Annotated in this window: 21 protein-coding genes; 9 read left to right on the top strand and 12 right to left on the bottom strand. The window is 58.8% G+C overall.

All coding sequences use genetic code 11. The features are described from left to right. The first annotated feature begins 10 nt into the window (after positions 1-10). The 3 genes from ACFC5L_RS07140 to ACFC5L_RS07130 are packed head-to-tail and all read left to right on the top strand — an operon-like array spanning position 11 to position 3,119. Positions 11-859 carry an XrtA system polysaccharide deacetylase gene (locus ACFC5L_RS07140; protein WP_375200962.1) on the top strand — a complete coding sequence of 283 codons (849 nt, stop codon included), beginning with the start codon at positions 11-13 and terminating at the stop codon, positions 857-859. Further along, positions 856-1,926 carry a FemAB family XrtA/PEP-CTERM system-associated protein gene (locus ACFC5L_RS07135; RefSeq protein WP_375200963.1) on the top strand — a complete coding sequence of 357 codons (1,071 nt, stop codon included), beginning with the start codon at positions 856-858 and terminating at the stop codon, positions 1,924-1,926. Before ACFC5L_RS07140 ends, ACFC5L_RS07135 begins: the two co-directional genes overlap by 4 nt. Next, entirely contained in the window at positions 1,923-3,119 is a 1,197-nt protein-coding gene (locus ACFC5L_RS07130; protein WP_375200964.1) for a TIGR03087 family PEP-CTERM/XrtA system glycosyltransferase, read from the top strand. The genes ACFC5L_RS07135 and ACFC5L_RS07130 overlap by 4 nt, the downstream gene beginning before the upstream one ends. 2 nt (positions 3,120-3,121) lie before the next feature. Here the strand turns inward: ACFC5L_RS07130 and ACFC5L_RS07125 are convergent, their stop codons facing one another. The 5 genes from ACFC5L_RS07125 to thiS all read right to left on the bottom strand — a co-directional run bounded on the left by ACFC5L_RS07125 (position 3,122) and on the right by thiS (position 7,880). Continuing rightward, the gene (locus tag ACFC5L_RS07125; RefSeq protein ID WP_375200965.1) at positions 3,122-3,319 is read right to left on the bottom strand and encodes a hypothetical protein; all 198 of its coding nucleotides are present in this window, start codon (positions 3,317-3,319) and stop codon (positions 3,122-3,124) included. Positions 3,320-3,327: 8 nt separating this feature from the next. Next, positions 3,328-5,985: an ATP-dependent chaperone ClpB gene (gene clpB, locus ACFC5L_RS07120; protein WP_375200966.1), complete on the bottom strand. Its 2,658-nt coding sequence runs from the start codon at positions 5,983-5,985 to the stop codon at positions 3,328-3,330. 138 nt (positions 5,986-6,123) lie between these two features. Next, complete coding sequence (locus tag ACFC5L_RS07115) at positions 6,124-6,846, bottom strand: DUF4386 domain-containing protein (protein ID WP_375200967.1); 723 nt, start codon at positions 6,844-6,846, stop codon at positions 6,124-6,126. A 40-nt stretch (positions 6,847-6,886) separates the two neighbouring features. After that, on the bottom strand, positions 6,887-7,657 hold the full coding sequence (locus ACFC5L_RS07110) for a thiazole synthase (protein ID WP_375200968.1): 771 nt from the start codon (positions 7,655-7,657) through the stop codon (positions 6,887-6,889). Between the two features lie 22 nt (positions 7,658-7,679). After that, positions 7,680-7,880, bottom strand: a complete 201-nt coding sequence (gene thiS, locus ACFC5L_RS07105; RefSeq protein ID WP_375200969.1) for a sulfur carrier protein ThiS — start codon at positions 7,878-7,880, stop codon at positions 7,680-7,682. A 126-nt stretch (positions 7,881-8,006) separates the two neighbouring features. Here thiS and aroQ point away from each other — a divergent pair, with 126 nt between their 5' ends. The 3 genes from aroQ to accC are packed head-to-tail and all read left to right on the top strand — an operon-like array spanning position 8,007 to position 10,351. Then, on the top strand, positions 8,007-8,462 hold the full coding sequence (gene aroQ / locus ACFC5L_RS07100; protein WP_375200970.1) for a type II 3-dehydroquinate dehydratase: 456 nt from the start codon (positions 8,007-8,009) through the stop codon (positions 8,460-8,462). A gap of 57 nt (positions 8,463-8,519) precedes the next feature. Further along, entirely contained in the window at positions 8,520-8,987 is a 468-nt protein-coding gene (gene accB, locus ACFC5L_RS07095; RefSeq protein ID WP_375200971.1) for an acetyl-CoA carboxylase biotin carboxyl carrier protein, read from the top strand. Positions 8,988-9,007: 20 nt separating this feature from the next. Beyond that, positions 9,008-10,351 carry an acetyl-CoA carboxylase biotin carboxylase subunit gene (gene accC, locus ACFC5L_RS07090; protein ID WP_375200972.1) on the top strand — a complete coding sequence of 448 codons (1,344 nt, stop codon included), beginning with the start codon at positions 9,008-9,010 and terminating at the stop codon, positions 10,349-10,351. Here accC and ACFC5L_RS07085 read toward each other — a convergent pair. The 4 genes from ACFC5L_RS07085 to ACFC5L_RS07070 are packed head-to-tail and all read right to left on the bottom strand — an operon-like array spanning position 10,348 to position 13,917. Further along, complete coding sequence (locus ACFC5L_RS07085) at positions 10,348-11,475, bottom strand: ABC transporter permease (protein WP_375200973.1); 1,128 nt, start codon at positions 11,473-11,475, stop codon at positions 10,348-10,350. The genes accC and ACFC5L_RS07085 overlap by 4 nt on opposite strands. Beyond that, positions 11,472-12,413, bottom strand: coding sequence for an ATP-binding cassette domain-containing protein (locus ACFC5L_RS07080; RefSeq protein WP_375200974.1), 942 nt, complete (start codon positions 12,411-12,413; stop codon positions 11,472-11,474). Before ACFC5L_RS07080 ends, ACFC5L_RS07085 begins: the two co-directional genes overlap by 4 nt. Next, on the bottom strand, positions 12,410-13,285 hold the full coding sequence (locus tag ACFC5L_RS07075; RefSeq protein WP_375200975.1) for an HlyD family secretion protein: 876 nt from the start codon (positions 13,283-13,285) through the stop codon (positions 12,410-12,412). Before ACFC5L_RS07075 ends, ACFC5L_RS07080 begins: the two co-directional genes overlap by 4 nt. Beyond that, on the bottom strand, positions 13,282-13,917 hold the full coding sequence (locus tag ACFC5L_RS07070; RefSeq protein WP_375200976.1) for a TetR family transcriptional regulator: 636 nt from the start codon (positions 13,915-13,917) through the stop codon (positions 13,282-13,284). Before ACFC5L_RS07070 ends, ACFC5L_RS07075 begins: the two co-directional genes overlap by 4 nt. A gap of 119 nt (positions 13,918-14,036) precedes the next feature. Between ACFC5L_RS07070 and aat the strand changes: the two genes are divergently transcribed. After that, a complete protein-coding gene (gene aat / locus ACFC5L_RS07065) occupies positions 14,037-14,702 on the top strand; it encodes a leucyl/phenylalanyl-tRNA--protein transferase (RefSeq protein ID WP_375200977.1) in 666 nt (221 codons plus the stop codon). Here the strand turns inward: aat and ACFC5L_RS07060 are convergent. The 3 genes from ACFC5L_RS07060 to ACFC5L_RS07050 are packed head-to-tail and all read right to left on the bottom strand — an operon-like array spanning position 14,654 to position 16,228. Continuing rightward, on the bottom strand, positions 14,654-15,295 hold the full coding sequence (locus ACFC5L_RS07060) for a DUF2155 domain-containing protein (protein WP_375200978.1): 642 nt from the start codon (positions 15,293-15,295) through the stop codon (positions 14,654-14,656). The two genes, aat and ACFC5L_RS07060, sit on opposite strands and share 49 nt — an antisense overlap. Next, positions 15,295-15,792, bottom strand: coding sequence for an outer membrane lipid asymmetry maintenance protein MlaD (gene mlaD / locus ACFC5L_RS07055; RefSeq protein WP_375200979.1), 498 nt, complete (start codon positions 15,790-15,792; stop codon positions 15,295-15,297). The genes ACFC5L_RS07060 and mlaD overlap by 1 nt, the downstream gene beginning before the upstream one ends. A 25-nt stretch (positions 15,793-15,817) precedes the next feature. Beyond that, complete coding sequence (locus tag ACFC5L_RS07050; protein ID WP_375200980.1) at positions 15,818-16,228, bottom strand: NADH:ubiquinone oxidoreductase subunit NDUFA12; 411 nt, start codon at positions 16,226-16,228, stop codon at positions 15,818-15,820. 279 nt (positions 16,229-16,507) lie between these two features. Between ACFC5L_RS07050 and ACFC5L_RS07045 the strand changes: the two genes are divergently transcribed. Then, on the top strand, positions 16,508-20,236 hold the full coding sequence (locus ACFC5L_RS07045) for a vitamin B12-dependent ribonucleotide reductase (protein ID WP_375200981.1): 3,729 nt from the start codon (positions 16,508-16,510) through the stop codon (positions 20,234-20,236). 106 nt (positions 20,237-20,342) lie between these two features. After that, entirely contained in the window at positions 20,343-21,197 is an 855-nt protein-coding gene (locus ACFC5L_RS07040) for a pentapeptide repeat-containing protein (RefSeq protein WP_375200982.1), read from the top strand. Positions 21,198-21,216 lie beyond the last annotated feature (19 nt).

Below are 21,216 nucleotides of genomic sequence, written 5' to 3'. Positions count from 1 at the left end.
AGAGAGAAACATGAGCGACGCCGACGGCACATCTCGGCCCTGCTTCGCGCTTTCCGTTGACGTGGAAGACTATTTTCAGGTTTGGGCGTTTTCCGGCGTCGTCTCGCGCGCATCATGGGACGGCTTCGCCTTGCGCGTTGGCGACAACACGCGTCGGTGCCTCGACCTTTTCGACGCGCATGGCGCCAAAGCGACGTTTTTCACGCTCGGATGGGTGGCGGAGCGCGACACGGCCCTCATCAGGGAAATCGTAGCGCGCGGTCATGAACTGGCGAGTCATGGTTACGACCACACAAAGGTCAACGAGCAGACGCGTGAGCAATTCCGCGCGGATGTCAAAAAGACAAAAGCGCTGCTGGAAGACCTTTCCGGCAACGCTGTGAACGGCTATCGCGCCGCCGGGTTTTCTATCGGCAAACAAACGCCCTGGGCCCACGAGACCCTTGCCGAGGCTGGCCATATTTACTCATCCAGCACACATCCAATCACGCATGATCATTACGGCGACGCATCGGCGCCGCAATCGCCTTACAAAATTTCGGGTCTGATTGAAGCGCCGGTGGCGACGGTTGATCTCTTTGGCAGGAGGGTCAGCGCCGCAGGCGGCGGATGGTTCCGCGCGGCGCCGCTTGGACTGTCAAAAGCGTTGCTCACAAAAGCATCAAGGACGCTCAACGGCCCGGTGATCTTTTACTTTCATCCCTGGGAAATCGATCCGGACCAGCCGCGCCTTACCCGCGCCCCGCTCAAATCGAAGCTGCGCCATTATCTCAATCTGAGCCGCATGGAAGGCAAGCTTTCGAAAACGCTCGACGCCTTTTCCTGGGGGCGCATCGATGGCGCGCTAGGCCTGCAATGAACACGCTTTCACCGATAACGCCCAGCGCATCCCTTTCCGTGAGCTGCGACACGCAATGCGACACGGCCGAATGGGACAGCTATGTGCGCGCTGAACGCCAGGGAACATTCTTCCAGCTTTCAGGATGGGCGAAGGTCGCAAAAACCGCTTATGGGTATGATGCGTTCTACATAACCGCGCGTAGAAACGGTGCGCTCGCGGGCGTGTTGCCGCTGACTTTCGCCAAAACATCGCTGCTGGGCGCTTCGCTGATTTCCACCGCATTCTCGGTAGGCGGCGGACCGTTGGCTCGTGATGGCGAAGCGCTTCAGGCGCTCCTCCACGCGGCGCAGCAACTCGGTGAAGACAATAATGTTCGCTATATCGAGTGCCGGTCGGATTTCGACGCTGACAGCTGGCTGAAAAAAAGGGGGCTACATGCGGGCTTTGAGATCGCTTTGGTGGAAGATGAAGCAGAGGCGCTGTCTGCAGTCCCCCGCAAGCGTCGCGCGGAAATACGCAAAGCCATTGCTGCGGCAAATGAAGGTTTATTGAGCATCCGGCACAATGGCGAGCCGGACCTCTTTTATAAACTCTACGCAACATCGCTCCACCGGCTAGGCACGCCGGTTTTTCCACGGCGGTTCTTGAGTACGCTGATGGATGCCTTCCCTACGGAAACAGAAATTTCCGTAGTCGAATATCGTGGCGAACCGGTCGCGGCGCTGGTGAGTTTTTATTTCAAGGATAAAGTTCTGCCTTACTACATAGGCGCATCGGAGAAGGCCCGATCCACGCGGGCGTTTGACTGTGTTTACTGGGCGGTAATGCGCCGCGCCGCAGAAAAGGGATGTGCAGTGTTCGATTTTGGGCGCAGCAAAGTCGACACTGGCGCCTATGCGTATAAAAGACTGTGGGGCGCCGAACCGCGCCCCGTTACATATCGCATCAACCTCATCGGCGATGAGGCGCTTCCGGATATCAATGCAAACAACCCAAAGTTTGCCGCTTTTTCAAAGCTCTGGCCGCACCTTCCCGGCTTCGCCGCGAACCGCCTCGGCCCCTTGCTGGCGCCGAATTTCCCATGAAACCGGAAATCTTGTTTCTGGCGCACCGCATCCCCTATCCACCGGATAAGGGCGACAAAATCCGCTCCTGGCGCATTCTGAAATTTCTGGCGGAACACTATCGCGTCCACCTCGCCTCTTTTGCTGACGACCCGAGAGACCTTGCGCACAAAGAGTTTCTGGCTCGCTTATGTGAAAGCGTCACCATCATATCGCTTGATCCACGCACCGCGCGTCTTAACAGCATAAAAGGTCTTCTCTTGGGAAGCCCTTTGAGTTTTCAATATTTTCGCGACGCCCGCATGTCGGCGGCAATCCGCGAGCTTCGAAAAAAACCGCTAGGCGCTGAAATTGTCTTTTCTTCTTCCATGGCGCCTTACATTGAAAAGCCTGTTGAAGGCCGAAAGCGCATTGTCGACTTTTGCGATGCGGACGCTGAAAAATGGCGCGGCTACGCAGCAGAATTAAAAGGCCCGATGAAGCTGGTCTATGCCCGCGAGGCGAAAACATTGGCGCGTAAAGAAACCGACATCGCAAACTGGTCTGATGCAAGCTTCGCCATCAGTTCAGAGGAAGCGGCGATCTTCAATGCGCGCGCCGGCATGACAAAGACGGTCGCAGCCTTTTCAAATGGCGTTGACGCCGTTTATTTCGATTCCCATGCAATCGACGCTTCAGAGGCGCCATGCCATGACTGCGTCTTTACCGGCGCCATGGACTACCGCGCCAATATCGACGGCGTTATCCACTTCGTAAAACATGTCTGGCCAGCAGTGCGAAGTGCGCGGCCAGACGCCAGCTTCGCTATTGTCGGCGCCAATCCAGCCGCCGCAATATCTGCACTCCATGGCACTGAAGGCATCATCGTCACCGGCCGCGTTGATGACATTCGTCCCTGGCTTGCTAACGCAAAAATCGCCGTGGCGCCTTTGCGCGTCGCCCGAGGCATTCAAAATAAAGTGTTGGAAGCCATGGCGATGGCCAGGCCGGTTGTCGCCAGCGCGGAAGCCATGACCGGCATCGCCGCGCCGCGCGATGCCGCGCTTACGGCTGAAACAGACGAGGCCATGGCGGCGTCAATCCTGGCGCTCCTTGAAGACGCGCCTCAATGCGAACGCATGGGCCGGGCCGCGCGGCACTTCGTTCTCACGCATCATCAATGGGATCAGGCATTGAAGCCGCTTGAAGACAAGCTCACAGCACTGGGCCTTTGAGCCTATTTCTTCTTTTCTTCGGCCAGGACTTTTTTCACATAGGCGTCGATATCGACATCGCCGGAAACGCGCCCTTCAATCTGCTTGCGGATTTGTGACGGCAATTGCGCGGGATCGATCGATCCCGCGCTTTTTATGGTCGCGCGAATGAGTTCTTTCAAACTCTCTTCATCGTCAGGCTTCCATTTTTTATCCGTCATCTCTCGCCTCAGTTCAGCAACGCTCCGGCGGCCGGCTCATCGGGATGCCCGCCGCTGAGTGAGAAGGCATCACGCCCGCCCACCGGCTTGCCATTGATGGTGAGACCGGCGTCATCCGCCGAGATCTCCAGCGTTTCGCCGTCACCGACCTCTCCGGAAAGGATCAACTCCGCGAGCGGGTCCTGAAGCTTTTTCTGGATGACCCGTTTCAACGGACGCGCGCCATAGATCGGATCATAGCCACTGTCGCCAAGCCAGTGCCGCGCCTTATCGTCCAGCTCCAGCGTGATCTTGCGATCGGCAAGCAGCTTTTGCAGGCGCGCCATTTGAATATCGACGATGGCGTCCATATTCCCGCGCGAAAGACGGTGGAACAGAATGATCTCGTCGAGACGGTTGAGGAATTCAGGGCGGAATTTGGCGCGCACCGCTTCCATCACTTGCGGGCGCACGGCGTCGCTATCCTGACCTTCCGGCTGGTTGGCGAGATATTCAGCGCCCAGATTCGAGGTCATGATAATCAGCGTGTTCTTGAAGTCGACGGTGTGGCCCTGACCGTCAGTGAGGCGGCCGTCATCAAGCACCTGTAAAAGCACATTGAAAACGTCGGGATGCGCTTTTTCGATCTCATCGAACAGCACGACCTGATAAGGCCGCCGGCGCACGCGTTCGGTCAGAACGCCGCCTTCTTCATAGCCGACATAGCCCGGCGGGGCGCCGATGAGGCGGGCGACTGAGTGCTTCTCCATGAATTCCGACATGTCGATGCGCGCAATTGCGGTTTCATCGTCGAACAGGAATTCGGCGAGCGCTTTCGTCAGCTCGGTCTTGCCGACACCGGTGGGCCCGAGAAACAGGAACGATCCCATCGGCCGGTTCGGGTCTTTCAGCCCGGCTCTCGCCCGGCGCACCGCCGATGAAACGGCTTCCACCGCTTCATGCTGGCCGATGACACGCTTACCAAGCGCTTTATCCATGGCGAGAAGCTTTTCACGCTCGCCCTCAAGCATCTTGTCGACGGGAACGCCGGTCCAGCGCGACACGACGGCGGCGATGTTTTCGTCATCGACGACCTCATGCACCAACGCTTTGGACTGGTCGGCTTCCTTTTCCTCGCTCGTGGCGAGCTGTTTTTCGAGGGCGGGAATTTCGCCATATTTCAGTTCTGACGCGCGGCCCAGATCGCCTCTTCGTTCCGCGTCCGCCAGTTGCTGGCGCGCATGGTCGAGCGCTTCCTTGACCTTGGTGGCGGAGGCGAGGTTTTCCTTTTCCGCTTTCCAGCGCGCGGTGAGATCTGCTGATTTCTGCTCAAGCTCGGACAATTCCTTGTCGAGCTTTTCGAGACGGTCTTTCGATGCGTTATCGCTTTCTTTTTTCAGCGCTTCGCGCTCGATCTTCATCTGGATGATGCGCCGATCAAGCTCATCAAGCTCTTCCGGTTTGGAGTCCACTTCCATACGAAGGCGCGAAGCCGCCTCATCCACAAGGTCGATGGCCTTGTCGGGGAGGAATCGGTCGGTGATATAGCGGTTGGACAGGGTCGCCGCCGCAACAATAGCGCTGTCTGAGATCCGCACGCCATGGTGCATCTCGTACTTTTCCTTGAGACCGCGCAGGATCGAGATCGTATCCTCAACCGTCGGCTCATCGACAAACACGGCCTGGAAGCGGCGGGCAAGCGCGGCGTCTTTCTCCACATATTTACGGTATTCATCGAGAGTCGTCGCGCCGACACAGTGGAGCTCACCGCGCGCCAATGCCGGTTTCAACAGGTTCGAGGCGTCCATGGCGCCGTCGCTTTTGCCGGCGCCGACGAGCGTGTGCATTTCGTCGATGAAAAGAATGATCTTGCCGGCGGCGGCCGTGACTTCGTTCAGCACGGCTTTGAGGCGCTCCTCAAACTCGCCGCGATATTTCGCGCCGGCGATAAGCGCGCCCATGTCGAGGGCAAGCAGAGATTTGTCCTTGAGGCTTTCCGGCACGTCGCCATTGACGATGCGGAGCGCCAGGCCCTCCGCGATGGCGGTTTTACCGACGCCAGGCTCGCCAATCAGGACCGGATTGTTTTTCGTCCGGCGCGACAAAACCTGCATCGTGCGGCGAATCTCCTCATCGCGGCCGATGACGGGATCGAGCTTGCCTTCCCGCGCCGCTTCGGTGAGGTCACGGGCGTAGCGCTTCAGCGCGTCATAGGCCTGCTCCGCAGACGCAGTATCGGCGGTGCGTCCCTTGCGAATATCATTAATCGCTTCGTTGAGTTTCGTGGCGGTGACGCCGGAGTCTTTCAATATCTTCGCTGTGCCTGCGCTCGCCTCCACTGCAAGGGCGGTCAACAAACGTTCGGCGGTGACGAATTTATCGCCGGCTTTCTTGCCAATCTCTTCAGCCGTCGCGAACACCTTGGCGGTCGGCGGCGCCATGTAGATCTGACCATTCCCGCCCTCAACCTTGGGCAGCTTGCCCAGCGCCTCATCGGTCAGCTGGAGCGCTTTTTCCGGCTGGCCACCGGCGGCGCGGATGAGGTTGGCGGCGAGTCCTTCCTGATCATCCAAGAGAGCTTTAAGGACATGTTCAGGGGTGAATTGCTGATGGCCGTCACGTAGCGCGATGGTCTGGGCGGCCTGAATGAGACCGCGGGCGCGGTCCGTATAATTTTCAAATTGCATATCGACCTCAGGTGAGCGTCAAAAAGGATAATAGCGTCCCGTCAGCGGCAACGCCTTGTTCTATCTCAAGATGGTGGCCAGAGGGCCAAGATCAAGCGGCTGCGGCAAAATTTCAGCCATTTTGACGACCGCCCAAGCTCAGGCGGCAAGCCATTTTTCCCGGTTCAGCCCCCGAATCAGGAGCCACAGCATTAGCGTCCCCTCGCCCAAGAGCGCCGGCAAAATGACAACGTAAAGGCCGGCGCCAGAAATGCCGAAATATCCCAGATCAAGGATGTTGTTGAAGCCATCGATAATGTAGCCGGCGCCCGCGATCATCACCAAACCCCCGATCAGGGTCGGCAGAAATGAAGACCGGATCACCAGATACCCAAGCAACAATAGATGCAGCCCGAAAAAGATCAGCGTCAGGGTGAAGCCCGTATTATGGGCGCTTAGATAATAATACGGCCATGCGCTTTCGTTCAGCGCCGCTAAAGCATTTGCCGGGTCTGAAGACGCCACGAAATCAAGGACGCTCACAAGATTCAACAAAACGCCGATCTGGGCGACGGTATAGGTCAGGCGAAACAACGCCGCCAGCAGCGACAGGTTCGGATCGACCTTTTGAAAGATCAGATACAACGCCCATGATATGAAAACATCGCAGATGAGAACGACGAAAAACGCTGCGATAGCGAGGCGAAAAAGACTCTCATTTGACGCGATATTAGCGGCGGTCGCATCCGCGTCGCCATCAACCATCAATTTCGACAGCACAAACACCTGCGCGAAAATCGCAAAAACAAAGATCAGGAGATAGTTTAATCCGGCAAAGCGCGCAAAGGCCCGCGGCGCCGTGATCGTTGCGAATTGTCCCATATCCCCCCTCGCTGTTCTTGTCGTTAAATCTATCCCGCCATCATATTAAGCCAGCAAGCGGGCTCGACGGATCGGCATAGCGCTTTTTCGGCATCCGCCCGGCGAGATAGGCCTCCCGTCCCGCAATGACGGCGTGTTTCATGGCGCTCGCCATAAGGATCGGGTCTTTCGCTTCCGCGATGGCCGTGTTCATCAAGACACCGTCGCAGCCGAGCTCCATGGCCATGGCCGCATCCGATGCTGTGCCGACGCCGGCGTCGACAATGACGGGCACGGAGGATTGTTCGACGATGAGGCGGATGTTCACCGGATTCATGATCCCGAGCCCCGAGCCGATCAACGATCCCAAGGGCATGATGGCGCAACAGCCGGCGTCTTCGAGCTTGCGCGCATAGACCGGGTCGTCAGAACAATAGACCATGACGTCGAAGCCTTCCTTGATGAGGAGCTTCGCGGCGCGCAGCGTTTCCTCCATATCCGGATAAAGCGTCTTCTGATCGGAGAGGACTTCAAGCTTTACGAGCTCCCATCCGCCCGCCTCGCGCGCGAGCCGTAATGTGCGGATCGCATCCTCGGCGGTGAAACACCCGGCGGTGTTCGGCAGATAGACGTATTTTTCCGGGTCGAGATAATCGACCAACATAGGTTTGTCGCGATCCGTGAGGTTCACCCGGCGCACGGCGACCGTAACCATCTCGGCGCCCGCAGCCTCGGCAGCCTGCGCGTTCTGTTCATATGTCTCGTATTTGCCGGTGCCGATAATCAGGCGCGACTTCAGCTTCCTGCCGGCAACTTCCAGAATATCCGTCATCTTCAAACCCTAATCGCCGCCCCTAGCCGCCGCCCACAAACTGGACGATTTCGATCTTGTCCCCGTCGCAAAGCCCCGTTTCGTCAAAAAGCGACTTCGGGACGATTTCGAGATTGCGCTCGACAGCGATCTTGCGGGGCTGGAGCTCCAGCGCCGCGAGGAGCCCCGCCACGGTGATCGGCCCCTCGACCCGCTTTTTCTCGCCATTCACGGTAATATCCATGAAAATTCAATCTCTTCAGTCTATTGCGCCAGACAAAGGCCCGTTTTACTAGGGCGTTCGCGCCGCTTTCGGGCGCAAGATGTATTCAGGCGCGGCGGGCCCCGCAAGGAACCAGAGGGCGAAAACATGGCTTCGAAGACGATCTATGTCCTCAACGGCCCGAATCTCAACCTTCTGGGGACCCGAGAGCCCGAAATCTACGGCAAAACCACCCTCGCCGACATTGAGGCGGCCGTGAAGGCGAAAGCCAGGGAACTGGGCTTTTCCGTCGAATTCCGCCAGTCCAACACCGAAGGCACCCTGGTCGACTGGGTGCAGGAGGCCGCCGCCAAAGGGGCCGGTCTCATCATCAATCCCGGCGCCTACACCCACACGTCTATCGCCTTGCTCGACGCGCTGTCCGCGGCAAAGCTGCCCAAAATCGAGTTGCACCTGTCGAATATTCACGCCCGGGAGGCGTTTCGGCGGCAATCCGTCACGGCGGCGGCGGTGGACGGCGCCATTATGGGGTTCGGCGCGCCGGGCTATCGTTTGGCGCTCGAAGCCCTTAAAAGCCTTATCGAAAGCCGCACGGCCTCCTGACGGCCGCCCCGTAACAGGGGTTTGGGCGGCGCGTTGCATTAAAGAAGCGGGAACTGCATGTCCGACAAGAAAGACCACAAAGATCACGGATTGGAAGCGGCGTGGATTCGCGAGCTCGCCGGGATCCTCGAAGAAACCGGCCTCACGGAAATCGAAATCGAAAAAGACAATACGCGACTGCGCGTATCGCGTCAGGGCGGCATGGCTGCCTATGCGGCGCCTGCGCCTGTTGCGGCGCCGGCGGCGACCACAGCCGCCGCTCCTGCGCCGGCGGCGCCTGCGGCAAGCCATCCGGGCACGGTCAAATCGCCCATGGTCGGGACCGCTTATCTTTCGCCCTCCCCTGGCGCTGACCCGTTTGTACGCGAAGGAACACAAGTCACCGAAGGCCAGACGCTCATGATCGTCGAGGCCATGAAAACCATGAACCCCATTGCGGCGCCGCGTTCCGGCAAGGTGACAAAGATCATTGTTTCTGACGCACAGCCGGTAGAGTTCGACGAACCGCTGCTCATCATCGAATAAACGGGATTGGCGGGTAAGACATGTTCAACAAGGTCCTGATCGCCAATCGTGGTGAAATCGCCCTCCGCATTCACAGGGCGTGCAAGGAGCTCGGCATTTCCACCGTCGCCGTGCACTCGACCGCTGACGCGGACGCCATGCATGTGCGCCTCGCCGATGAAAGCGTCTGCATTGGCCCGCCCGCGCCAAAAGACAGCTATCTCAACATTCCGGCGATTATCTCTGCGGCTGAAATCACTGACGCAGACGCCATCCATCCCGGTTACGGCTTTCTGTCAGAGAACGCGCGTTTCGCCGAGATCGTCGCCGCGCATAACATCACCTTTATCGGTCCGGATGCTGAACATATTCGCGTCATGGGCGATAAAATCGCCGCCAAGGAAGCTGTTGGCAAAGCGGGCATTCCGCTGGTGCCGGGTTCTGACGGCGCCATCCTTTCCTATGAAGACGCAAAGGAAGCCGCCGAAAAGATCGGTTTCCCGGTGCTGGTCAAGGCGGCGGCCGGCGGCGGCGGGCGGGGCATGAAGCTGGCGCGGACGCCGGCTGACCTTGCCGAAGCGCTCTCCACGGCAAAAGCGGAAGCCAAAGCGGCGTTTGGCGATGACGCCGTCTATCTTGAAAAATATCTTGAGCTTCCGCGCCATATCGAACTGCAGATCATCGCCGACAGCCACGGCAATGTGGTCCAGCTCGGAGAACGAGACTGTTCGCTGCAACGGCGCAATCAGAAAGTTCTGGAAGAAGCGCTCTCCCCGGCGCTGGATGACAAAGAACGCGCAAGGATTGGCGAGACCGTCAGGAAGGCGATTGAGAAGATCGGTTATCTCGGCGCTGGCACAATCGAGTTCCTTTATGAGAACGGTGAGTTCTATTTCATCGAAATGAACACCCGCCTGCAGGTGGAGCACCCGATCACCGAACAGGTGACCCGCACCGACCTCGTGCGCGAACAAATCCTCGTCGCCGCCGGGAATAAACTCAGCATGAAGCAGGAAGATGTGGTCTTCAAAGGCCACGCCATCGAATGCCGGGTCAATGCGGAAAATCCGAGAACGTTCCGTCCCTCGCCGGGCGAAATCAAGCAATTTCACCCTGCCGGCGGTCCCGGCGTGCGCTTCGATTCAGCCGTTTATACGGGCTATAAAATTCCGCCCTATTACGACTCTATGATCGGCAAGCTGATCGTCTATGGCGACGACCGCGCCCATTGCATTGCGCGTCTCAAACGCGCGCTTTCCGAGATGGTATTTGTCGGCGTTGAAACGACGGTGCCGCTTTTCATGGACCTTGTTGACGATCCCGCCTTCCAGAAAGGCGACTATCACATCCACTGGCTCGAAGAGTGGCTGGAGAACCAGGACTAATCCAGCGTTCGCTGGAAGCGCAAAAGAGCGACGCCTGCGAGCACCAGGAGGATCAGCAGCAGCGGCCCGAGGTCGCCGGCGATGTCCCCCATCCCCGCGCCTTTCAGCATGATCTCACGGACCATCCGCAGGAAATGTGTGTTCGGAATGGCTTCGCCCAGCGCGCGCGCCCAGCCCGGCATCGCGCGAAACGGAAACATGAACCCCGACAACAGGATCGACGGCAGGAAGACAAAGAATGTCATCTGCATCGCCTGCATCTGCGTCTTCGCCACCGTCGAAATGAGATAGCCAAGCATTAAATTGGTCAGAATGAAGAGGGAAACGACCAGCAGAAAAGCCAGCGCATCTCCCATAAACGGAATGTGAAAAACATACCGCGCAGCGAGAAGGATGATCGCTGTCTGGATGGCGCCAACGATAATATAGGGCGTTGTTTTGCCGACCATGATCTCAAGCGGGCGCACCGGCGTCGACAAGAGCGCTTCATAGGTGCCGCGTTCGCGCTCGCGGGTAAGCGCAATTGATGTGATCATGGTCATTGTCATGGTCAAAATCACACCGAGCAGCCCGGGAACGATATTAAAAGCGGTCACGCCCTCCGGGTTATATTGCCGGTGGATGACGACCTCATAAGGCGGCGCGCCGCTACGCAAGTTCCTAGGCAACCGGTCAAGCTCCGGCGCAAAAGCGCGACGCGCGATCTCGTTTATGGCGCCGACGACGCCCGACGCCGCCACCGGATCTGACGCATCAGCGGCGACCAAAAGTTGCGGGCGCTCGCCGCGCACGAACTCTTTTTCAAAATTTTCCGGAATGACGATGAGAAAGTTGACCTTGCCGGAACGCAGAAGGTCCTCGCCCTCTGCGTCACTGTGAACAATCTCCGTAATCTCCACATAAGTCGATTGCCGGAGACTGGCGAGCAAGGCCCGGCTTAGCGGGCCATCGTCACGCAGCTCTACCGCCGTCGGCAGATGACGTGGATCGGTGTTGATGGCGAAGCCGAAAAGCGCGAGCTGCATCACCGGCACCATGATCATGATCGCAAATGTCGGCCGGTCCCGGCGCATCTGCACCAGCTCTTTGATGAAGACAGCCGCGATGCGCGAGAAGGAGATCATGCGGCCGTTTCCACGCTGAAATTGTCGTCGCTCTCGGTCATCAGATAGATGAACGCTTCTTCAAGGCCAGCCTCAATTTCCGAAATCCGAACGCCTGGCTCCCCCCTCACACTGTCGACTGCGGCGGCGAGCTTGTCTCTGTCGCGACCGCAAACATGAATGGAAGCGCCAAAACGCGCGAGAATGTCGACGCCGGGCGCGCCTTTCAGCGTCGCCGACAATTTTTCAAGATCGCCATTGTCGATCTTGAACGCATGCAACCCGAGACGGCCCGGAATTTCCGCCGTCGGCGCGTCGAGCAGTTTCTTGCCATAGGCGATATAGGCGATGCGATCGCATTGCACCGCTTCATCCATGTAGTGCGTGGAAACCAGCGTCGTCACGCCTTCGCGCGCATAAGCCCTGATCGTATCCCAAAAATCACGGCGCGCTTTCGGATCGACACCAGCGGTCGGCTCATCAAGCAGCAATAATTGCGGTTCATGAATCATACAGGCTGCAAGGGCGAGACGTTGCTTCCAGCCACCGGAAAGACTGCCGGCAAGCTGGGTCGCCCGCCCTTCCAGCCCCAATGATGCAATCGCCTCATCAACACGGCGGCGCATATTGTCGAGACCATAAAGCCGCGTGAAAAATTCCAGGTTCTCGCGAATGCTTAAATCTTCATAGAGCGAGAAGCGTTGCGTCATGTAGCCCACATGGGTCTTGATCTGCACGCTGTCATGAAGAACATCGTAGCCGAGACAGGTCCCTTCGCCTTCGTCAGGCTTCAAAAGACCACAAACCATCCGAATGGTCGTCGTTTTGCCGGACCCGTTCGGTCCGAGAAATCCATAGATCGATCCGCGCGGCACTTTGAGATCAAAATGATCGACGACGGTCTTGTCGCCAAAACGCTTGGTGAGGCCGCGCACATCAATGACAGCCTCGCCCTTCATGGCGCCTCAACGTCGACCGGCAGGCCGGTTCTCAACCCTTCCGGATTGAGGGGGCGCGCTTCAATGAGAAAGACCAGCTTCTCGCGTTCATCGAGACTGTAGATCACGGGGGGTGTGAATTGCGGCTCCGCCGCCACATAGGTGATGCGCGCCTTCAGGCCTTCGGCGCAGCCATCGCAATCAAAACCAATCTCCTTGCCGGGCGCGAACGAGGCTAGCATGCGTTCCGGCGCATAAAAGCGCAGCTTGAGATTATCCGGCGGCAACAGCGCAACCACAGGATCGCCGGCGGCGGCGATTTCACCGGCGCGGCGATAAATACGCTCGATGCTTCCCGCTTCCGGCGCCGTGACCGCAAGATCGTCTAGGCGCTGTTTGGCAAAGCCTGCCTGCGCCTGAACCGATTGGTAGTCTTCTTCCGCCGCGTCCCTTTCTGCACGCGCCCGCTCGAGCCGCGCCTCCGCCGCCGTCAACGCGGCGCGGTCGGCGTCGTAACGCGCCTTGGCGACAAAACCGTCAAGATAGAGCTTTTCAGTCCGGACGAAGTCAGAAGATAAACGATCAAGATTGGCCGCCGCCTCCGCCACCCCCTTGGCGAGAGCGCCATTATCATTGGCGCGTTTTTCCGCTGCGGACGCCGCCGCTTCCGCCTGTTCCGCCTGATAGGCGATCCTGTTGGCGCGCATCCGGAACAGCGTGTCGCCGGCCCGGACCCGGTCACCCTCCCTGACCAGAAGCGCATCAACAACGCCCGCCTCCTGCGGCGCCAGGTAAAGCATTTCCGCTTCAACATACCCGCTCAGGCGGTCAGGCGAAGCTTCCGAGCATCCAGCAAGAAACGCTGCGAGGGATATGAAAACGATGTTTCTCATGGCCGCAGGGTCAATCCATTGAATAAAATATCCGTATGCGCCTTAACGCGCGCCTCGGCGCTAAGCGTGCCTGGGTCTCCAAGCAGGACATGAGTGTAAAAACCATGGAGGAAGATCGGCCCAAGAAACATGCGGGCGGCGATGTCCGGCTCGCAAGGCCGGAAGACGCCTTTCTCAACGCCTGCCTTCAACAATGCCGATATGGCGGAGAGGCCCTGCTCCACCACATTCTCTCGGTAATAGGCGGCGATATCCGGATACCGCCCCGCGAGCGACAGGACGAGGCGGGGCACGGCGAATTTTCTTTTATCGCTCGCCAGTTCCGTCAGGGCCGCCGCAATCATGCGCAATGCGCTGACCGGATTTTCAACACCCGTCTCTGCGACAACGCGAAGATTGCGCGCCACGGGCGCCACCTCGCGCTCGATTAGCCCACGCAGGATAGCGTCCTTGGCCTCGAAATAGAGATAGACGCCCGCCTTGGACAGATTCGCCGCCTTGGCGATGTCTTCGACCCGCGCCGCATCAAACCCGTCCTGTTCAAAGATCTCTAGCGCCGCATCCAGAATCTCATCCGGCCGGCTTTCAGCGCGGCGGCGCCATTTCGGCTTTTGTCTGGCGAGCGGGCTCATATTTCGGACTACAACTAACTAACCCGCCAGTCATATATCCTCAGCGCTTAAAAAATCAATAAGCAGTGCCAGTTAGCAGGCAGGTGACGGACGACGCCAGGCCAGCCTAGACTGGGCCCATGGCCCGCGATTCGGCGAATTCGATTTCTACCGAGGACCTCTTAAAGGCCTACACCCTCGGCTATTTCCCCATGGCGCGTTCGCGAGAGGACGCCAGCGTGGTCTGGGTCCTGCCTGATGAGCGGGGGGTCATTCCGCTGAACGCGCCGCACATCCCGAAAAAACTGGCCAGACTTCTAAAAAAAGAGCCCTTCGAAATCCGCATCAATTCCGCTTTCCCGGAGGTCATCCTGGCCTGCGCCGAGGCAACGAACGCCCGGCCCGACACCTGGATCAACGACGCCATTATCGAAGCCTATTCAGAACTGCACTATCAGGGGCGCGCCCATTCTGTGGAGTGTTGGCGCGAGGGGCGTCTTGTCGGCGGCCTTTACGGCGTTGTCCTCGGCGCGGCTTTTTGCGGCGAGAGTATGTTTTCGCGTGAGAGTGGCGCGTCAAAGATCGCCATGCTGCATTTGATGGCGCGGCTTAAAATCGGCGGCTTCCATTTCATTGACGCACAATTTTTCAATGAGCATCTGGTGCAGTTCGGCCTCGTCGGCATGGATGACGCAGACTATCAGGTCATTTTAGAAAAAGCGCTAAAGGCTCATGCGAATTTCTTCGCCGCGCCGGATCAATTGTCGGCGGATTTGGTTTTGCAGTCGATCACCCAGACATCGTAGACTGGATGTTCAAGCGCGTTGAGCGCTGGCGTTGAAGCAAACATCCAGCCGCGAAAAATATTGACGCCTTCCGCCTGCGGACCGTCAAGAACTTCCGGCGCGGGCATGTTCACTGCCTCGCTTTGCCGGTCATCCGCAATCGGCGCCTCACCCACGGCTTCACCTGGCAAAACGTCAAGCTCTGTCGCCGCGATCTCATCCTCGATGACTTCGGGCTCCTGAATTTTCAAATCGCTCTGACGGTTTTCGAATTCCTTATCGAAGATTTCCAGAAAGGCCGATGTTTCGGGAAATTCTTCCGGCGGGCGCTTGTCGCAAGTGCGCGGCTGAATTTCGAGCGACCCGAAATGCGCAATCTCATTCATCTTGATTTCAAGATCGGTGTAACGCGCGGTTATCTTGTTCAATGCCCGCAATGTCACTGAAACCGGTTCGCGGGCCTCAGTATCAGCAACCGCGGCAAACGGATCATCCTCCGCCTGCGAAAGCAGATCCAGCTCACTCAAAATGTCATCAACCGGCGCTTGTTCGTCCTGCGCCGTCGCAGCGGCGGACACAAAACACAACGCCGCAAGAATGGAAACGCAACGCATTACATATCTCCCAGCGGATCAGCGGCCTTGTCGTCTTTATCGTCGCTTTTGCCGCCGCCCGATGTGAAAGCCTGAACAGCCAGACTTAGCAAATCGACGGAGCCTTGGGTGATGGTGAGCTTGTCGCCTTCCAGAAGCATTTCCTCTGCCGCGCCAGGCTCGATCGCAATATGCGCGCCGCCGAGAATGCCGTCGGAGACGACCTTGGCGACAGAGTCCTGCGGGATTGCAACGCCGCGATCAATCGCAAGCTCCACATTCGCTTCATAGGTCATGGGATCAAGGCTGTTGCCGGCGACCGAGCCGACCTTGACGCCGGCGATCCTGACTTCCGATCCGACCGTCACGCCATCGACGCGGCCGAAGACGGCGCCGACACGATAATGATCGCGCCCGACGCCTTTGCCGCTGACCCCATAGGCATAGGCGAGAAACCCTGCGGCGACGGCGATCACCAGCGCTCCGACAATGGTCTCAAAAAATCCGGCGCGGCTCATAGGTCAGCCTCCCCTTTTTCCGGCCTCACGCGCTTTCCGGCGTCCAGGCCTCATAATCGTCATTCACATCGGCCGGACCGCCAGCGCGCGACAGGCTCCCCTTCGGATGATAGGCGAGCGGCGTGCCGGTCATATTCGGCAGATGATCCTTCTCGAAAGCGCGGCGCGTCAAGGGCGAGACCGTCGGCGCTTCCTCAAATGTGTGGTGCAGCCAGCCATGCCAGTCGGCGGGCACGCGCGAGGCTTCGGCGATCCCGTGATAGATCACCCACCGGCGGCGGCGCTTGCCGTTGCCGCCCGGCAGGGTCGGCTCTTTTTCTTCAAAATAGCGGTTTCCCTGCTCATCCGTTCCCACGAGGCGCGCGCCCTTGCGCCAGAGGGTGAAGGAGGTGCCGAAGGTGGTTGAGTTCCACCAGGTAAAAAGCTGCGAAAACATGCAAGGATTCCTGAATCTCCGGGGTCCATAATAGCCCCTTGTCGCGGCGCGAATATGGCGCCCGTCGCCGGGGCCCGCAAGAGACCGCGCCGGAGCCGCCGACAGGCCCCATACCGGGCGCTTTTCCCTTGAAATTAGGGGAAAATTAGCCGACCCCCTCAAAAAGGCCGTGAGCTGACAGGGGCTTGGCGGGCCCGGTGGAGCCGGAGCGCTCAGACGACTATATTGTAATCAGGGCCCGCCCTGGCGAAAACCGGGAGCCCTGAAGGACAGGAACGAATGCGTATTGATCGGCGATATTCGGAAAGCTCGGGCGCGCCTTATGGCGGCGCCGTCTTCCGGCGCGCCGATTCGGAAATCCGCACCTTTTCCGGTGAGATCATTTTCGAGATGCGCGACCTTGAGGTTCCCAAAAGCTGGAGCCAGACCGCCGTCGACATCCTCGCTCAGAAATATCTGAGGAAGGCTGGCGTTCCCGCCCGCACCAAGCGGGTGAAAGAAAAAGGCGTGCCGGACTTCCTGCAACGCTCCATGCCCGACATTGCGGCCCTTGCAAAACTTCCCGCCGACGAACGCTACGGGCCGGAGACATCGGCGAAGCAGGTGTTTGACCGGATGGCCGGCGCCTGGGCCTATTGGGGATGGAAAGGCGGCTATTTCGACGATGAGAAAGCGGCGCTTTCTTACTTGGACGAGATGCGCGCCATGCTCGCGCAGCAGGTCGGCGCCCCGAACTCTCCGCAATGGTTCAACACCGGCCTTCACTGGGCTTACGGGATCGACGCCGCCGGCCAAGGGCACTTCTATGTCGACCACGCCACCGGCGCGCTTACCGAATCCGAAAGCGCCTATGAACGCCCGCAGCCGCACGCCTGTTTCATTCAGTCCGTCGATGACAGCCTGACAGGCGATGGCGGCGTCATGGATTTGTGGAAACGCGAAGCGCTGCTGTTCAAATACGGCTCCGGCTCCGGCACGAATTTTTCCAACATTCGAGGGCAAGACGAACCGCTTTCGAGCGGCGGCAAAAGCTCCGGTCTGTTGAGCTTTTTGAAAGTCGGCGACGCTGCAGCGGGCGCGGTTAAATCCGGCGGCACCACAAGGCGCGCCGCCAAGATGGTTGTTGTCGACGCTGATCATCCGGACATCGAAGACTTCGTTTCATGGAAAACGCGTGAAGAAGAAAAAGTCGCCGCGCTGGTGACGGGATCGCGCGTGCTCGCCAGGCACCTGCCTCGCGTGCTCGAAGCCTGCTGGCAGGATGAGGACGCGGAAACCCGCTTTGATCCGAAAGCAAACGAGACCCTCAAAGCTGCGGTCAAAGAAGCGAAAAAAGCCTATGTCCCTGACGCGTCGATCCGGCGGGTCATTGACTTCGCACGGCAAGGCTATCGCCGGATCGAGGTTGAAACCTTCGATCTCGACTGGGATTCAGAAGGCTACCGCACGGTCTCCGGCCAGAACGCCAACAATTCGGTGCGCATCACCGACGCCTTCCTGAAAGCCGTCAATGACGATGGGCCGTGGCCCCTTACCCGGCGCACCGATGGCGAGGCGATGAAAACCATCCGCGCCCGCGCGCTCTGGAGCAATATCTGTTCGGCGGCGTGGACCTGCGCCGATCCGGGCCTGCAATTCCATGACACGATCAACGCCTGGCACACCTGCCCGGCGGGCGGCGATATCCGCGCCTCCAATCCGTGTTCGGAATATATGTTTCTCGACGATACGGCCTGCAATCTCGCCTCGCTGAACCTTTTGAAGTTCAAGACCGAAACCGGCTTTGACGCCGATCTTTTTGAACATGCCTGCCGCCTCTGGACGCTGACCCTCGAAATCTCCGTCATGATGGCGCAATATCCGTCTGCGGAAATCGCCCGGCGCTCTTTCGATTACCGCACGCTTGGCCTCGGCTTCGCCAACCTTGGCGGCCTGTTGATGTCGTCGGGGCTGGCTTATGACAGCGAGGAAGGCCGCGCGGTCGCCGCCGGGATTTCCGCGCTCATGACCGGCGCAGCCTACCGCGCCTCAGCCGAAATGGCGTCTGTCGCCGGCCCCTTCGCCCAATTCTCTGACAATCGCGAAGACATGCTGCGGGTCATGCGCAATCACCGCCGCGCCTGCGCCGGCACCGCGATTGGCGGCGCCTTTGAAGGGCTGGCGGTCGAACCTGCGCAATTCGACGCTGACGCCTGCCCCTTTGAGACGGTGACGGAGGCGGCGCGGCGGGTCTGGAACGAGGCCTATGAACTCGGCGCCATTAACGGCTTCCGCAATGCGCAAGTGACCGTGGTGGCGCCGACCGGCACGATCGGTCTGGTCATGGATTGCGATACGACCGGCATCGAACCCGATTTCGCGCTCGTCAAATTCAAGAAGCTCGCTGGCGGCGGGATGTTCAAAATCGTCAACCGCTCCGTCCCCGCAGCGCTGAAGGCGCTTGGCTATACGGACACGGAGATCGAGGATATCGGCCACTACGCCGCCGGTCGCGGCACGCTGGAGGATGCGCCCGGCGTCTGTCTTGACGATCTTCGCCGCGAAGGTTTCGAAGACCGCCACATCAAGGCGCTGGAAGAACGTCTCAAAACAACCTTCGATCTCACCTACGCTTTCACGCCGCAGGCGCTGGGCGAGGATTTCTGCGTTCATGTGCTCGGCATGCATGAAAGCGAATTGACGCTGACCGGCTATGAGGTCCTTCAATATCTCGGTTTTTCCGATGAAGAGATCCATCAGGCCAATCTCTTCTGCTGCGGGGCGATGACCGTTGAAGGCGCGCCGCATCTGAAAGAAGACCATTACGCCGTTTTTGACTGCGCCAATCCATGCGGCCGGATCGGAACGCGGGCGCTTTCCGTCGAGGCGCATCTTAAAATGATGGCGGCGGCGCAACCCTTTATCTCCGGCGCCATTTCAAAGACCGTGAACCTGCCCAATTTCGCCAGCATCGGGGATTGCGCCAAATCCTATATGCTCGCCTGGCGCATGGGGCTGAAATCCATCGCCCTTTACCGCGACGGCTCAAAACTGTCGCAACCGCTTGCTGCGGCCCTCCTTGCGTCGGACACGCAGGAAGAAGAAGACGATCTTCAAGATGACATCGCCGCGGCGCCCGCGGCGGAGAAATCTAAAATCGTCGCCGAGCGCATTGTCGAGCGCATCATTGAGCGCACGCCCGGGCGGCGGCGGCTCCCCGACCGGCGCAAGGGCTACATCCAGAAAGCCATTGTCGGCGGCCATAAAGTCTATCTCCATACCGGTGAATTCGACGACGGCGAGCTCGGTGAAGTCTTTATCGACATGCACAAGGAAGGCGCCGCTTTCCGCTCGCTCATGAACAACTTCGCTATCGCCGTCTCGCTCGGCCTGCAATATGGCGTGCCGCTCGAGGAATTTGTCGACGCTTATGTCTTCACGCGGTTCGAACCGGCGGGGCCTGTGCAGGGCAACGACCAGATCAAGAACGCCACATCGATCCTCGACTATATCTTCCGCGAGCTGGCGATTTCCTATCTTGGCCGCGGCGATCTCGCCCATGTTCACCCGGAAGAATCCGCCGTCGACGCCATCGGCCGCGGGGTGAGCGAGGAAAAAACGCAGGCCGACGCCACGAAACTCATTTCCAAAGGGTTCTCGCGCTCCACCGTCACCGACAATCTTGTGATCCTCAGAGGCGGCGACTTCGATCGCTTGCGCCATTCGGCCAAGGAAGCGCACGGGCCCGATGAAGAGGAAGAAGACATCGATGTCGAGATTGAAGACATTGAGGAGCCGGTGCGCGCCGAAAGCCCGCCGGAAATCGAAGCGCAAATCGCCAAGCTTGCTGACGCGGTGAACCAGAAGGCGCCGCGCGGCGTTCTGGCGACGCCCGGCAACGCTCGCACCGAAGCGCGCATAAAGGGCTATGAAGGCGACGCCTGCGCGGAATGCGGACAATTCACCCTTGTCCGCAACGGCGCCTGCCTCAAATGCGACAGTTGCGGGGCGTCCTCGGGATGTTCTTAACAACTCCCTAACAGCCTGCGCTGTGACAATTCGAATTTTATCCTTAATCGGACATTGACCCGGCCTGCCGTAACTTGTGAGGGAGGAAGAACCCGGGAGCCCCGCGATGAAGTTGATCGCGTTTATAATGGTTTTGATGATCGTCTTGATGTCCGTGATTACGACAATCACGCCAGGATCAAAAAACTATAATAAATCCAATCCTGTCGCGGAAATCGGCAAGGAGATCGCCAAACCTTTGACACAGGTGGAGCAGATCGGGCCTGAGCTGGAGAAAGTGCTCGACGGCGCTGGTGTGAAACTTCCCGGCATCAATGTCGGCGGCGCCAAGGCGGTTAAAGAAGACCTGAAACATGTGGCGCAGGATTTCAGCGGCGAAAGCTTTTCAAACCAGGACCTTCCAAAGTCGAATTTCGCAAGCTCTTATCTGTCGCAAGCGCTTTTCAATGAAGCGTTGCTGGACGGCGCCAGCCTCGAAGGCGCCACCGGCGATACGGTGAATTTCAAAGGCGCGCGCATGGCGAAGTCGAACCTCAATGCCGCCATGTTCATCAATAGCGACTTTTCCGGCGCCGAGCTGCGCGAAGCGAAAGCGCGTGCGGGCGATTTCACCGGCGCCAAATTTATTGACGCCGATCTGTCCTTCTCAAGCTTCGCCGGCGCCAATCTTTCCAAAACAGATTTCCGCGCCGCTTACGCGACCGGCGCCTCCTTCAATGGCGCGAATGCAACCGGCGCGCAGTTTGACGGCGCAGATTTGACCGGGGTCCGGTTCATCAATGCAACGCTCGGCAATGCGACTTTCACCGGCGCCGATGTGAAAGCGGCTGATTTTTCCGGCGCGATCCTTCGGGGCGCCGATCTCTCCGGCGCCGTTAATCTGACGACGGAACAGCTTGCGAAAGCCTGCGCCGCAACGGATACGAAACTGCCGGAAGGCGTCACCGCCCCGCGCTGCTGAACAATAGCTTCTCAGATTT

The sequence above is a fragment of the Hyphococcus sp. genome (genome assembly GCF_041986965.1).
GTDB lineage: Bacteria > Pseudomonadota > Alphaproteobacteria > Caulobacterales > Parvularculaceae > Hyphococcus.
Note: the sequence above shows the minus strand (reverse complement) of the source record. Positions and strands in the feature narration are given on the sequence as shown.

Coding starts and splice junctions, on each gene's coding strand:
- ACFC5L_RS07140 (WP_375200962.1), top strand. CDS start 11: ATGAGCGACGCCGACGGCACATCTCGGCCCTGCTTCGCGCTTTCCGTT.
- ACFC5L_RS07135 (WP_375200963.1), top strand. CDS start 856: ATGAACACGCTTTCACCGATAACGCCCAGCGCATCCCTTTCCGTGAGC.
- ACFC5L_RS07130 (WP_375200964.1), top strand. CDS start 1,923: ATGAAACCGGAAATCTTGTTTCTGGCGCACCGCATCCCCTATCCACCG.
- ACFC5L_RS07125 (WP_375200965.1), bottom strand. CDS start 3,319: ATGACGGATAAAAAATGGAAGCCTGACGATGAAGAGAGTTTGAAAGAA.
- clpB (WP_375200966.1), bottom strand. CDS start 5,985: ATGCAATTTGAAAATTATACGGACCGCGCCCGCGGTCTCATTCAGGCC.
- ACFC5L_RS07115 (WP_375200967.1), bottom strand. CDS start 6,846: ATGGGACAATTCGCAACGATCACGGCGCCGCGGGCCTTTGCGCGCTTT.
- ACFC5L_RS07110 (WP_375200968.1), bottom strand. CDS start 7,657: ATGACGGATATTCTGGAAGTTGCCGGCAGGAAGCTGAAGTCGCGCCTG.
- thiS (WP_375200969.1), bottom strand. CDS start 7,880: ATGGATATTACCGTGAATGGCGAGAAAAAGCGGGTCGAGGGGCCGATC.
- aroQ (WP_375200970.1), top strand. CDS start 8,007: ATGGCTTCGAAGACGATCTATGTCCTCAACGGCCCGAATCTCAACCTT.
- accB (WP_375200971.1), top strand. CDS start 8,520: ATGTCCGACAAGAAAGACCACAAAGATCACGGATTGGAAGCGGCGTGG.
- accC (WP_375200972.1), top strand. CDS start 9,008: ATGTTCAACAAGGTCCTGATCGCCAATCGTGGTGAAATCGCCCTCCGC.
- ACFC5L_RS07085 (WP_375200973.1), bottom strand. CDS start 11,475: ATGATCTCCTTCTCGCGCATCGCGGCTGTCTTCATCAAAGAGCTGGTG.
- ACFC5L_RS07080 (WP_375200974.1), bottom strand. CDS start 12,413: ATGAAGGGCGAGGCTGTCATTGATGTGCGCGGCCTCACCAAGCGTTTT.
- ACFC5L_RS07075 (WP_375200975.1), bottom strand. CDS start 13,285: ATGAGAAACATCGTTTTCATATCCCTCGCAGCGTTTCTTGCTGGATGC.
- ACFC5L_RS07070 (WP_375200976.1), bottom strand. CDS start 13,917: ATGAGCCCGCTCGCCAGACAAAAGCCGAAATGGCGCCGCCGCGCTGAA.
- aat (WP_375200977.1), top strand. CDS start 14,037: ATGGCCCGCGATTCGGCGAATTCGATTTCTACCGAGGACCTCTTAAAG.
- ACFC5L_RS07060 (WP_375200978.1), bottom strand. CDS start 15,295: ATGCGTTGCGTTTCCATTCTTGCGGCGTTGTGTTTTGTGTCCGCCGCT.
- mlaD (WP_375200979.1), bottom strand. CDS start 15,792: ATGAGCCGCGCCGGATTTTTTGAGACCATTGTCGGAGCGCTGGTGATC.
- ACFC5L_RS07050 (WP_375200980.1), bottom strand. CDS start 16,228: ATGTTTTCGCAGCTTTTTACCTGGTGGAACTCAACCACCTTCGGCACC.
- ACFC5L_RS07045 (WP_375200981.1), top strand. CDS start 16,508: ATGCGTATTGATCGGCGATATTCGGAAAGCTCGGGCGCGCCTTATGGC.
- ACFC5L_RS07040 (WP_375200982.1), top strand. CDS start 20,343: ATGAAGTTGATCGCGTTTATAATGGTTTTGATGATCGTCTTGATGTCC.